The 12,449-nt window shown below is 59.1% G+C and carries 9 protein-coding genes; 4 read left to right on the forward strand and 5 right to left on the reverse strand.

Annotated elements, in window-relative coordinates; genetic code table 11:
• The first annotated feature begins 26 nt into the window (after window positions 1-26).
• Window positions 27-1,808: a DUF885 domain-containing protein gene (locus RBB77_RS16075; protein ID WP_353062753.1), complete on the forward strand. Its 1,782-nt coding sequence runs from the start codon at window positions 27-29 to the stop codon at window positions 1,806-1,808.
• Window positions 1,809-2,215: 407 nt separating this feature from the next.
• On the opposite strand, the gene RBB77_RS16080 is transcribed toward RBB77_RS16075, so the two are convergent.
• A complete protein-coding gene (locus RBB77_RS16080; RefSeq protein ID WP_353062754.1) occupies window positions 2,216-2,926 on the reverse strand; it encodes a sulfite oxidase heme-binding subunit YedZ in 711 nt (236 codons plus the stop codon).
• A 171-nt stretch (window positions 2,927-3,097) separates the two neighbouring features.
• On the opposite strand from RBB77_RS16080, the gene RBB77_RS16085 reads away from it, so the two are divergent.
• Window positions 3,098-3,511 carry an ester cyclase gene (locus RBB77_RS16085; RefSeq protein ID WP_353062755.1) on the forward strand — a complete coding sequence of 138 codons (414 nt, stop codon included), beginning with the start codon at window positions 3,098-3,100 and terminating at the stop codon, window positions 3,509-3,511.
• 67 nt (window positions 3,512-3,578) lie between these two features.
• Here RBB77_RS16085 and msrP read toward each other — a convergent pair whose 3' ends face one another.
• On the reverse strand, window positions 3,579-4,568 hold the full coding sequence (msrP, locus tag RBB77_RS16090) for a protein-methionine-sulfoxide reductase catalytic subunit MsrP (RefSeq protein ID WP_353062756.1): 990 nt from the start codon (window positions 4,566-4,568) through the stop codon (window positions 3,579-3,581).
• 145 nt (window positions 4,569-4,713) lie between these two features.
• Here msrP and RBB77_RS16095 point away from each other — a divergent pair, with 145 nt between their 5' ends.
• Both RBB77_RS16095 and RBB77_RS16100 read left to right on the forward strand, forming a co-directional pair.
• Window positions 4,714-7,548 (forward strand): PIG-L family deacetylase, encoded by a 2,835-nt coding sequence (locus RBB77_RS16095; protein ID WP_353062758.1) that lies wholly within the window; start codon window positions 4,714-4,716, stop codon window positions 7,546-7,548.
• A gap of 217 nt (window positions 7,549-7,765) precedes the next feature.
• Entirely contained in the window at window positions 7,766-8,533 is a 768-nt protein-coding gene (locus tag RBB77_RS16100; RefSeq protein WP_353062759.1) for a 2-keto-4-pentenoate hydratase, read from the forward strand.
• Window positions 8,534-8,732: 199 nt separating this feature from the next.
• Here RBB77_RS16100 and RBB77_RS16105 read toward each other — a convergent pair whose 3' ends face one another.
• From RBB77_RS16105 to fahA, 3 genes are all read right to left on the reverse strand, one after another.
• Window positions 8,733-9,629 carry a dimethylarginine dimethylaminohydrolase family protein gene (locus RBB77_RS16105; protein ID WP_353062761.1) on the reverse strand — a complete coding sequence of 299 codons (897 nt, stop codon included), beginning with the start codon at window positions 9,627-9,629 and terminating at the stop codon, window positions 8,733-8,735.
• Window positions 9,630-9,853: 224 nt separating this feature from the next.
• Window positions 9,854-10,990 carry a 4-hydroxyphenylpyruvate dioxygenase gene (gene hppD / locus RBB77_RS16110; RefSeq protein WP_353062762.1) on the reverse strand — a complete coding sequence of 379 codons (1,137 nt, stop codon included), beginning with the start codon at window positions 10,988-10,990 and terminating at the stop codon, window positions 9,854-9,856.
• An 81-nt stretch (window positions 10,991-11,071) separates the two neighbouring features.
• Window positions 11,072-12,373: a fumarylacetoacetase gene (gene fahA, locus RBB77_RS16115; protein WP_353062763.1), complete on the reverse strand. Its 1,302-nt coding sequence runs from the start codon at window positions 12,371-12,373 to the stop codon at window positions 11,072-11,074.
• Window positions 12,374-12,449 lie beyond the last annotated feature (76 nt).

Raw genomic sequence — 12,449 nt, forward strand, 5'->3', positions numbered from 1 at the left:
CGCGAAGGAAGGCATCAGCAATGAGAATGACCAGCCCCTCGAACGCAGCCCTAGTGACCATTATCTTCGCGTGCTTGCCGGTTTCTCCGATCCATGCACAGAGTACGCCAGAGCAACGTTCCAAGCAGCTCAAAGCGCTTTTTGCCGAATATTGGGAGGACAACCTTCGCCATTCTCCTGAATTCGCCACTTATCTTGGCGACAAGCGCTACAACAACCAATGGAGCGACTACTCCGGTCCAGGGTTTGTCGATCAACTAAGGCGCGAGCAAATCTTCCTCGACCGGCTGAAGGCCATTGACACCACCGGAGTTCCTGACCAGGACAGGATCTCGGCGCAACTATTGACGAGATCTTTTGTGGAAGATCAGGAGTCCGCTCCCTTTAAAGAATGGGAGATGCCTGTCAGCCAGTTCAGTGGTTTCCACACGGGTTTTCCGCGACTCGTTGCTTCCACCGCCTTCGACACAGCAAAGGACTATGACGACTACATCGTTCGCCTCAATACCGTCTCCAAGCCGTTCTCGCAAATCATCGCCGATATGGATGCCGGTGTTGCGGACAAACGCGTTCCACCGAAGTTTCTGCTTGAGCAGGTCGTAGTTCAGGTGAACGCCATTCTTGCGATCAAGCCTGAAGATTCGCCTTTCGCTGCGCCGCTGAAGAAGTTTCCCGCTACGGTAAGCACTGCCGATCAAAAGCGCATTCGCGAAGCTGTGATGATGGCGATCACCTCGCAGGTGTACCCAACCTATCGGCGCTTCGGCACGTACGTTTCGACGACGTACATTCCGCACGGGCGTACGGAAGCCGGCGTCTGGGCGATCACCGATGGCGACGCGTATTATGCTTTTCTCATTCGCCAAAGCACAACGCTAAACAAGAGCGCGGGCGAAATTCATCAGATCGGGCTCGCGGAGGTGGCACGCGACGAGGTCGAGATGCTGGCGATCGCCAAGAAGCTTGGCTACGGCGACCTGAAGAGCTTCAATGCGGCTGTGAAGGCCAACCCAAAGTTACATCCCACTTCAAGGCAGCAGCTCATCGACTCGTACAATCTGTATATCAACGACATGAAGGCCAAGCTGCCCGATCTCTTCGGTGTGCTTCCCAAGGCACCACTTGAAGTGCTTCCTGTGCCTGAATACATGGAGAAGCAGCAATCCGCGGCTTATTACCAGACAGGCACGCCCGACGGCAAACGTCCGGGAAAGGTTTTCGTAAACACCTACAACTTTTCTGACCGTGGGCTGGAGGGTGTCGAAGCGATCGCCTATCACGAAGGCCTCCCGGGCCACCATCTGCAGAACAGCATCGCACAGGAGCAGACTGGACTTCCCGCGTTTCGCCAGCAGGGAAACTACATTGCCTACGGCGAAGGATGGGGACTGTATAGCGAACGGCTCGGTAAAGAAGTCGGCTTCTACCGGGATCCCTACAGCGACTACGGACGACTGGAAGGTGATATCTGGCGTGCTATTCGGCTTGTCGTGGACACAGGCGTGCACTCTAAGCACTGGACGCGCCAGCAGATGGTGGACTACTTCCATGACCACTCTTCCGTCGATGAAACCAATATCCAAAGCGAAGTCGATCGCTATATTGCGTGGCCGGGGCAGGCGCTTGGATACAAGATGGGCCAACTCAAACTGATCGAACTACGCGAACGTTCGCAGAAAGCACTCGGAGCAAAGTTCGACATTCGCAAATTCCACGACCTCGTGATCGACTCCGGTGCGCTTCCACTTGATGTGCTCGATACGCGCGTGGACGAATGGATCGCGATACAAAAACCGAGCAGCCACTGAGCCGATAATGGCGACGCTGTCTCCAGGTGATTTCGCAGCAAGTAAGTCTTCTCTGGAAGCCATTTGATGGCACATCAAATGAAGACTTCTTACGAAGAACAAATAGCTCCTCAGAAGTCGGCTTATAGGAAGTTATAGTCACTCCCGAGTCAGTGGCAAACCGGAAGTAATCTCGTAGCTCCTGCAAAGTCGGGTTATCGGCAAATTCAACCATTCACTGCAGACTGACCCACTACGCGCGTGTTTGATTGTGGGCTTTTCGTGGTGAGTTTGTGGTGGGATGATGGTGGCTCGTGGTGCGAGAGCAACCACAACAGCAACCGCAACGACAACAGCAGATTCCTCCGCTGCGCTGCGGAATGACAACAAAAGAACGGGCAACGGCAACGGCAACGGCAATGCAGAGGCTAGACGGAGCTGGTGCGGGTGGGAATTGGGGTGGGCTTTTTGAGGCGCTTCATTGCGGCGTAGGCTACTCGGGCTAGGAGGAGGATGGTGAGGACTACGGTGACCTTCCAGGGGGCGTTGTTGCCTTTTTTGACTAGCCACCAGAAGTGGATGACTCCGGCGATTCCGGCGACGTAGACGAGGCGGTGGAGGCGCTGCCAGTTTTTGCCGCCCATCGCTCGCATGATGAAGGCGGGTGAGGTGCAGGCGAGGGCGAGGAGGAGGAGCCATGCGAAGAGGCCTACCTGGATGAAGCGGCGTTTGAAGAGGTCTTCGACCATGCCGGGCCAGATGAGCTTCCATTGCGTGACGAGGACCCCGGGGTGGCCGGCGCGGAGGCCGGTGATGGCGGTGGTGATGTCGTATCCGGAGAAGAGGAAGATGTAGGTGGCGAGGTGGAGGGTTGCGTAGAAGAAGGCGTAGAGGCCGATGAGGCGGCGGAAGCGGATGAGAAAGCCGAGGCTGGTGGAGAAGCGGCGGATGGGGGTGATGGCGAGAGAGGCAAAGAGAGTGTAGAGGGTCCAGTCGCCGGTGAAGTGGGTGATGTAGTTGACGGGGTCAGCGTTGAGGGCGAGCGCGCCTGAGGTGTAGAAGTGCACGAGCCAGGCGATCGGAGCGAGGCAGAGGAGGTGGGTTAGGACTTTGAGGAGGATGATGGCGCGCTTGGACATGATCGGCTCTCGTTAGTGTAGCGGCGGATTATTTTTTCTGCTTACCGCTGTGGGGGGACATCTTCGATTCGCTGACGACGACATCCCCAGATCGAGGTAGCAAAATCTACTTCCATCGAAGATTGCAGCGCAGACTCTGCCATGCGACACTCAACTCGCAAGGAGACCGCCATGAGTAAAGAATCCACACAAGCTGCAGTCGGCAAATTCGCCGAAGCCGTCAACACAGGCAAATTCGAACTCATCGATGAGGTCGTCGCCCCCGATTGCGTCGATCACGACCCCGCCGAAGGTCAGGTCCCGGGTCCCGCTGGGTACCGCGCATTCTTCTCCGGAATGCGCACCGCCTTTCCCGACCTCAGTGTTGCCCCTGAGACTATCGTCCAGGACGGAGACTCCATCGCCTTCGCCTACACCCTCACCGGCACCCACAAGGGTCCGCTGGGCAAGATCGCGCCCACGGGCAAAAAGGTAAAGATCCGCGGAATGCAGATCTCAAAGTTCAAAGACGGCAAGATGGTCGAACGCTGGGGCAGCTCCGACGAGCTCACCCTCCTCAAACAGATCGGAGTCATCCCCGCTTAACGATTCATCTCTTTATCGTTAGTGTCGGCTCGGAATCGGAGCCAGAGCCACTCCGGCATATTGTCTTTCAGTAGAACTTTTTGAGGTCCATGCCGGCGTAGAGGCTGGCGACCTGATCGCCGTAGCCGTTGAACATTTGCGTGGGGATGTTGCGGGGGAAGACGCTTGAGTCGAGACGACGCTCGTGGGCCTGGGACCAGCGGGCGTTGTCGTAGTTGGGATTGACGTTGGAGTAGAAGCCGTATTCGCGGCCGTCGGCTTCGTTCCATGTGGTCTCGGGCTGCTTGTCGGTGAAGTGGAAGCGCACGATGGATTTTGCGGATTTGAAGCCGTACTTCCACGGGACGATGACGCGGACGGGGGCGCCGTTCTGGTTGGGCAGGACCTGGCCGTAGCAGCCGAAGGTGAGGAGGGTGAGTGGGTTCATGGCCTCGTCCATGCGGAGGCCTTCGCGATAGGGCCAGTTGTAACCGGAAGGCTCGTCGGGCATGACGCTCTTGTTGTTGTAGGAGAAAAACTGCACGTATTTTGCGCTGGCGAGCGGCTGGCAGAAGTTGATGAACTCGGAGAGCGAGTAGCCGTCCCAGGGGATGATCAGGGACCAGGCTTCGACGCAACGGAAGCGGTAGACGCGCGATTCGAGCGGGCGATAGTGGATGAGATCGTCGATGTTAATGGTCTGAGGCTTTTTGACCATGCCGGTGATTTGTATGGGCCAGGGGCGGGTGGGCAGGCGGTGGGCTTCATGCGAGGGGTCGGACTTGTCGGTGCCGAACTCGTAAAAATTGTTATAGGTGCTGGCCTTGGCTAGTGGAGTTTCGGGGTCGGAGAGGTTGTATTTGCTGGGGATGGTCACGAGCTGCTCTGCGGCTTCGACCGTTGTCGGAGGAGAGATGAGAGAGGGGATGGTGCGCGCGGCGAGGGCGGCTGCGCCGAGGGTGGCGGCTCCGGTGAGGAAGCGACGTCGGGTGGGATGGGGCTGCTCGAAGACGCTTTGGGGAGTGATTTCGGAGGAGCGGATGGTGGCTTCGGGGCTGGGAGACTTGCGGAGGAGCATGGCGTGGTTCCTTCTGTTTACAGCTTACTGCCATAGATGGGACTCGGAATTTGGCTACTGGTTACAAGTACGAGTGAGATGGGGGCGCGGATGGTGGTCTTTCGTGCGTGATTTGAGGCGTTAGGGTGTGAGAGATTAGAAAGCAATGACTTCCATACGGGTTGTTGCGGGTTTGGCAGCGGTATCAGTGATGGGGCTGGTGGTGGCGGGTGGGGTGGTGAGCTGCCAGGAGCTGCGGGATGCAGCGCGGATGGATAAGGCGAATCTGGCCGCGGAGCAGGTGAAGGCGGCGCTTGGGGTTCGCGGGATTGCTGCGAATGACGGGTCGGCTGCGCTGTGGCAAAGCCTGGTGAAGCTGCGGACGCGGGCGAGTTTGATGATGATTGTGGCGCATCCCGATGATGAGGATGGCGGGATGCTGACGTATGAGGCGCGTGGGCAGGGCGCGCATGTGGCGATGCTGACACTGACTCGGGGTGAGGGTGGGCAGAATTTGATGTCTGCGGATTTTGATGACGCGCTGGGGTTGGTGCGGACGCAGGAGCTGCTGGCGGCGGGGCGCTACATGGGGATCGATCAGATGTGGGGGACGGAGGTGGACTTCGGGTTCTCGAAGACGAAGGAAGAAGCGCTGGAGAACTGGGGGAATGATCGTGTTTTGTACGACGCTGTCAGGGCGGTGAGGCTGTATCGGCCGCTGGTGGTGACGGCGGTGTTTGTGGGTGGGATTACGGATGGGCATGGGCAGCATCAGGTGTCGGGTGAGATGGCGCAGGAGGTGTTCGATGCGGCGGGTGATCCGAAGATGTTTCCGGATCAGATTGCGGCGGGGTTGATGCCGTGGAGTCCGCTGAAGGTTTATGCGCGGGAGCCGTTTTTCTCGGTGACGTCGAAGGGGATGTATGACTATGCGACGGGAAAGTATGCTCCGGCACGTTTCTATAACTACGTGACGAAGGAGTGGACGACGGAGACTCCGAAGGCAAATGTGATGGTGCCGGAGGGCGAGTATAGCTCGGTGTTGGGGATGACTTACTTGCAGTTTGCGCGGATGGGGCTGGGGCTGCAGAAGACGCAGAACGGCGGGATGGGCGTGCCGGCGGCGGGGAGGTTCGATGTCGAGTATCACCGGTATGCTTCGCGGGTGAAGACGGGCGAGGAGGAGAAGAGTTTTTTTGATGGCGTGGATGTGACGCTTGTGGGGATGAGTTCGTTGGCTCCGGATGAGACGACTTTTTTGAAGCAGGATCTGACGAAGATCGATGGGTTGGTGGAGCAGGCGGTTGGTGTTTATAAGATTGCTGCGCCGGAGAAGACGGCTCCGTTTTTGCGGGATGGATTGCGTGCGACGGATGAGCTGATTGCGAAGGTTGAGGCTAGTGGGCTGACGGATCGGGAGAAGTACGATCTGCTGCATGAGCTGCGAGTGAAGAGGGTGCAGTTCAATGATGCGATTGTGCAGGCGTTGGGGCTGAGTCTGCGAGCGCAGGTTGCGGGGAAGGCGGACGGTGGGCCGTTTACCCGGTTTGGAGATGGGGCGGAGACGTTTGTGACAGCGGTGCCGGGGCAGAGCTTTGGCGTGCAGATCCGCGTGGCGAATGGGAGCAAGGTGCCAGTGACGTTGAAGGCTGCGGGGCTGGATTCGAATGCGGGTGCGACGTTTGAGGACGCGGGGGCGAAGACGGCAGCAAAGACGATTGTGAGTGGAGAGGCTTATGACGATTCGTTTCAGGTGAAGCTGCCTGAAGATGCGAAGGTGACACGGCCTCCGTTTACGCGGCCAGGGATTGAGCAGTCTTACTACGATGTGGCTGATCCGACGTTGCGGAATGCTTCGCTTCCCTTGCCCGCTCTGACGGCGTGGGTGACGGTGGACTATGACGGCGTGGAGGTGAAGCTTGGGCAGGAGGTGCAGACGCTGCATCGGGTGACGGGGCAAGGGACGGTGTATGAGCCGCTGGTGGTGGCTCCGGCGATCTCGGTGGCGATGTCGCCTTCGGCGGGGGTGGTGCCGCTGACGGAGAAGACGCTGATGGTATCGGCAAAGGTGAAGAGCAATGTGAAGGGCGCGGCGACGGGGACGGTGAAGCTGGAGTTGCCGAAGGGGTGGACGGCGTCGCCGGAGAAGGCGGAGTTTTCACTGGCGAAGGATGGGGATTCGGTGGATGTGCCGTTTGTGGTGACTCCGATGAAGATGGCTGAAAAGGCTTATACGATGACCGCGGTGGCGAGCTATGCGGGGAAGGATTATCGCGAGGGGTATAAGACGGTTGGGTATGCGGGGTTGTTGCCGGCGAATTTGTATCGGCCTGCGACTTATCGGGCGCGGGGGGCGGATGTGAAGATGGCTCCGGGGTTGAAGGTGGGGTATCTGCCGGGGACTGGGGATGAGGTGCAGGCGTCGTTGGAAAATCTTGGCGTGCATGCTGCGACCTTGACGATGAATGATGTTGCTGCCGGGAGGTTGAGTGGGTATGACGTGGTGGTGTTGGGGGTGAGGGCCTATGCGGCGCATCCCGGGCTGGCTGCGGCGAATGGGCAGTTGCTGCAGTTTGCGAAGAATGGTGGCGTGGTGATTGTGCAGTACAACCTGGGGAATTTTGACTACGGGCCGTACTCGTATTCGCTGGGTGATGCCGAGAAGGTGGTGGACGAGAAGGCCCCGGTGAAGTTGGTGGTGCCTGACAGCCCGGTGTTGAGTTGGCCGAACAGGATTACGGAGCGGGACTTCGATGGGTGGGTGGAGGAGCGGGGGCACGGGTTTATGGGGACGTGGGACTCGCAGTATGTTGCTCCACTGGAGACGCATGATCCGGGGCAGGATCCGCAGAAGGGTGGGCTGCTGGTGGCGAAGACGGGCAAGGGCGCTTATGTGTATGTGGCGTTGGCGCTGTACCGGGAGTTGCCGGAGGGAGTGCCGGGGGCTTATCGGTTGTTTGCGAATCTGTTGAGTTTGGGGAAGACCGGTGCTGCGAACTAGTTCGTGGGTAGGGTTTTGGACAAGCAGCGTTGTCTTTATGCGGAGTAGAGGGTAAGAGCAACGGCAGAGAAAAAAAGACACCAGCAGATTCCCTTCGGGAATGACAACAAGAAAGACAAATGCATCCCCAAAAGCAAGATGCCCTGGCGTGTGGGTCGATGCGTCAACTCGCGTGGGTGCGAGACAAATTTGGGTTGGTTGAGAGACACTGGACGACATGATGACTGGTGAGAGAGAGAAACAATTGATCGAGGCGGCGGATCTGCTGCTGGATGCGCGACGAACGGGAAAACCAATTGAGGATTTACCGGAGGCTCTGCAGCCGAAAGATATTGATGAGGCCTATGCGCTGCAGGATCGTATTGCGGAAGCTTATGGAGAGATCGGCGGGTGGAAGATTGGGGCTCCCAGCGCGGAGGCTACGCCGTTGTTTGCACCGATGCCGTCGGCGTGGATTGCGGGGGACGGAGCAGTCATTGGTGGGATGAGGAGATATCGCGGGCTTGAGTCTGAGATTGCTTTTTTGATGGGAGCGGATCTTCCGTCGAGGACTACACCCTACTCCTCAGAGGAGGTTGAGGGCGCGATTGCGAGTTGTCATCCGGTGATAGAGGTGATCGAGAGTGGACTGCGGGATCCGTTGAAGGCGGCGCGGCTGTCGATGATTGGCGATCTGCAGATGCATGGTGGGTTGGTGTATGGGCCGGCGGTTGCGGATTGGCAGAAGATCGATTTTAAAACCGAGCATGTCTTTATCGCCGTCGATGATGCGGTGAGGGTTGAGCGGACGGGATCGAATACTTCCGGCGACCTGATGCGTTTGTTGCCGTGGCTGGCGAATGAGGGTTCTAAGAGGACAGGTGGGTTGAAGGCTGGGCAGTGGGTGACGACGGGAAGCTGGACGGGAGTGACTACTGCAGATCCGCAGTCTTCGGCGAATGTGAAGTTTTCGGCTGCGGGCGAGGTTCATCTGCGGTTTGAGTAGGGGTCTGCTGTGGATGAAGAGCGGCTAAGGTAGAGGCTAGGACAACAGCAGATCCCCTGTGGGGATGACAACAAGAAAAACAAAGGCAACTGCAAAGGCGAGATGCGGGGCTCTCCGCTGCGCTGCTCACGATGAGACTGTGAGCAGCTTCGGTCGAGATGACGATCTTTTAGTTAAGGATGAAGGGAACGGCCAAGTTTTATGAAGCTAAGCTAGCTGCTTCTCTCTCAGGTCGGCTTAGTTTCATGACGAGGCACTTGGCGGCGCCGCCGGCTTTGAGGAACTCGGTGAGGGTGACTTCGATGATGTTGAAGCCGCGGGATTCGAGTTGGTTGCGGAGATCGATGCTGATGTTGTTGAGGATGATGGTGCGGGCGACGTTGATGGCGTTGCAGGCGAAGCAGATGGCGTCGGACTCGCTCACGATGATTCGCTTTTCGGATGGATAGAAGGCTTCGATCTTTGCGCGAGAGGCTTTGTCGAAGGCCTCGGGAAAGTACATGATGTAGCCGCCTGCCAGTGGGGCGAAGCAGGTGTCGAGGTGGTAGAAGCGTGGGTCGATGAGGTGGAGTGAGGTCACCTCGATGTTCCAAATCTTGCGCAAGGGGGTGTGGCTGGAGGAGTCTGTGCGCGGGCCGTAGCCAACCCAGAGGCGCGTGCCGTCGGTGGAGAAAAGTGCGTCGCCTTCGCCTTCGAAGGGCGTGGTGCGGGGCGTGTCGACGATGGTGTAACCGGCTAGTTGGAACCAGCGGCGGAAGTGGGGCTCTTCGCCCTGGCGCTCGGGGTGGAAGAAGCTGCTGATGGCGACGGTGCCGTTGCGCTCGAGGCCTGCGTTGGCGGTGAAGACCATGTCGGGTGAACCGGGTTGGGGTTCGACGAGCTGGACGTCGGCAATGGTGCGGACGGCTTCGTAGAGGCGCTGCCACTGCTCTGCGGCGCGGGTGCGCGAGGAGGCGTGGACATTGCCGGCCATCCAGGGATTGATGACGTAGTTGACGTCGTAAAGCTTGGGGGGACACATGAGGAAGGTGGCCGGGGTGGATGCGATGTTGGCGAGAATCGCCGGGGAGGTGATCTCGATTGGTTGCGTGCTCATGTTGAATGTGTCTCCATGATGAGCATGGAGGATCGCAAAAGCCGCGTCAACACTAATGATTATGCATGGTTGACGTATAAAGATACATTTTTGGAACAAATAGATTAAGTGCGCCCTGCGCGGGCGGCGCCCACTTCGTGGGGTGTATACCGGCTTCGCCTTGGGCCTCCCGATGGTCGGCCCGAGCCTCTTGATCGAAGCGGTATACACGTCACGAAATGTGGCTAGAGGTTTCCGCGTAGCTCCTGTTCGCGTTCGATGGCTTCGAAGAGAGCTTTGAAGTTGCCTTTGCCGAAGCTGCGGCTTCCCTTGCGCTGGATGATCTCGTAGAAGACGGTGGGGCGATCTTCGACGGGCTTGGTGAAGATCTGGAGCATGTAGCCTTCGTTGTCGCGGTCGACGAGGATGCCGAGTTTTTCGAGCTCTTCGATGGGCTCGTCGATCTTGCCGATGCGGGTTTGCAGCTCGGTGTAGTAGGAGTGAGGGACGGTGAGGAAGTCGACGCCCTGCTGCTTCATCGCGGCTACGGTGGCGAGGATGTCATTGGTGGCGAGGGCCATGTGCTGGACGCCGGGGCCACCGTAGAAGTCGAGGTACTCCTCGATCTGGGACTTGCGACGGCCTTCGGCGGGCTCGTTGATGGGGAATTTTACGTAGCCGTTGCCGTTGGCCATGACCTTGGACATGAGGGCGGAGTACTCGGTGGAGATGTCGTTGTCGTCGAAGTGCTGGTAGAGACCGAAGCCCATGACGTCGCGGTAGAAGTCGACCCACTGGTTCATGGAGTTCCAGCCGACGTTGCCGACGATGTGGTCGATGTGGAGGAGGCCTACGGGGCGGGCGATGGGGTCGTTGGGGACGGCCTTGAAGCCGGGGAGGAAGGCGCCGGTGTAGTTGGTGCGCTCGACGAAGGTGTGGACGGTTTCTCCGTAGGCCGCGATGCTGGAGGTGATGACGGTGCCGTTATCGTCTTTGGATTCGGTGGGGGGCTGGATGCTGCGGGCGCCACGGTTGGTGGTTTCGAGCCAGGACTGGCGGGCGTCGTCGACCCAGAGGGCGATGGAGTGGACGCCGTCGCCGTGCTTGTCGACGTGGCGGGCGATGTCGGAGTCGGTGCGGAGAGCGGTGGTGAGGACGAAGCGGACCTTTCCCTGCTGGAGGACGTAGCTGGCGCGGTCGCGCTGCCCGGTCTCGGGGCCGGCATAGGCGACGAGGGACATGCCGAAGGCGGCGCGGTAGAAGTAGGCGGCCTGGCGGGCGTTGCCGACATAGAACTCGACGTGATCTGTGCCCTTGAGGGGGAGGAAGTCGGTGGTGGATTCGGGCTGGGACAGGGTCTGGGTCGGGGCGTGTGTTGCCATAGGAAGTCTCCGGTGCGGCAGGCGTGGTGGCCTGCGTGCAGGATGAGGATAGTTCAAGGGGGTTGGGGTTGGCTAGGGTGGTCAGGTGAGGGCAGGAAGGATGGTGGCGCGGCACTCGCCAAGACCGATGCGGGGGTGGCCGGGGGATTCGCAGGAGCCGCGAAGGATGATCTCGTCGCCGTTTTCGAGGAAGGTTCGGGTTTCGGCGGTGGGGAGGAGGATGGGTTGGGCGCCGTTGCGGGTGAGTTCGAGGAGGCAGCCGGCGGAAGTTTCGGCGGAGCCGGAGATGGTTCCGGTGGCGAGGATGTCGCCTACCTGTAAGTTGCAGCCGTTGCTGGCGTGGTGGGCGATAAGTTGGGCGGGAGTCCAATAGAGGTCTTGTGCGTTGGACTGACTGAGCGAGAGAGGTTCTAGCTTATTGGCTTTCATGGTCTTGGTTAGAAGCAAGACCTCAAGTTTTACATCCAGGTTTCCGCGTTTCTGATCTTCGGCGGAGTGGAGGTATGGGAGGGGCTTCGGGTCGGTAGCAGGGCGAGGAGATGCGGGGGCGCGGAAGGGATCGAGGGCGGCGATGGGAGTGACCCAGGGGGAGACGGTGGTGGAGAAGTTTTTGGCGAGGAAGGGACCGAGGGGTTGATACTCCCAGGACTGGATGTCGCGGGCAGACCAGTCGTTGAGGAGGCTGATGCCGAAGATGTGTGCGGCGGCGCTGGAGATGGGGATCGGAATGCCAAGTGCGCTGGGTTCGCCTATGTAAAGTGCCAGTTCAAGTTCGTAGTCTAACTTGCTGGAGGGAAGGAAGTTGGGTTGATCTTCTTCCTGTGGCGGGCGGGATTGGCCGATGGGACGGACTATGGGTTCGCCGCTAACGATGATGGAGGAGGCTCGGCCGTGATAGCCGATGGGGATGTGTTTGTAGTTGGGGAGAAGAGGCTGGTCGGGGCGGAAGAGTTGACCTACGCGGTTGGCGTGGTGGATGGAGGCATAGAAGTCAGTGTAGTTGGGGACGTAGACCGGTTTTTTGAGGGTGGCTCCGGCGATGGAGTGGAGTGCGGCTTCGGCCTTTTCCTTGTGCTCCGGCTTTGCGTCGGCGTGGAGGAGGGTGGTAATGGTCCTGCGGAGGAGAGCCCAGGCTTGGTGGCCTTGGGACATCAGCAGGTTGAGAGTTGGGGCCTGGCAGGACTCTGTCAGGGTTGGGGGGAGAAGGCCTGAGGTGGCGCAGGCGTGTAGGTCGAGGAAGTGGGTGCCGATGGCGACGCAGAGATGCTGCTGGCCTTCGGCGGTGAAGGCTCCGTAGGGGAGATGGGTGAGGGGGAAGTCGGTGGTGGGGTGGTTGGCGTTTGGGAGCCAGCTTTTGTGAGCTGTGATGCTTTGTTTTGCCATGGAGCATGATAGCCCGACTGGCATTTCGTTTTTAGGGTGTGTCCTGCCGGACGGGCGCCCTGCGCGGGCGGCGGTC

Source organism: Tunturibacter psychrotolerans (assembly GCF_040359615.1).
GTDB lineage: Bacteria > Acidobacteriota > Terriglobia > Terriglobales > Acidobacteriaceae > Edaphobacter > Edaphobacter psychrotolerans.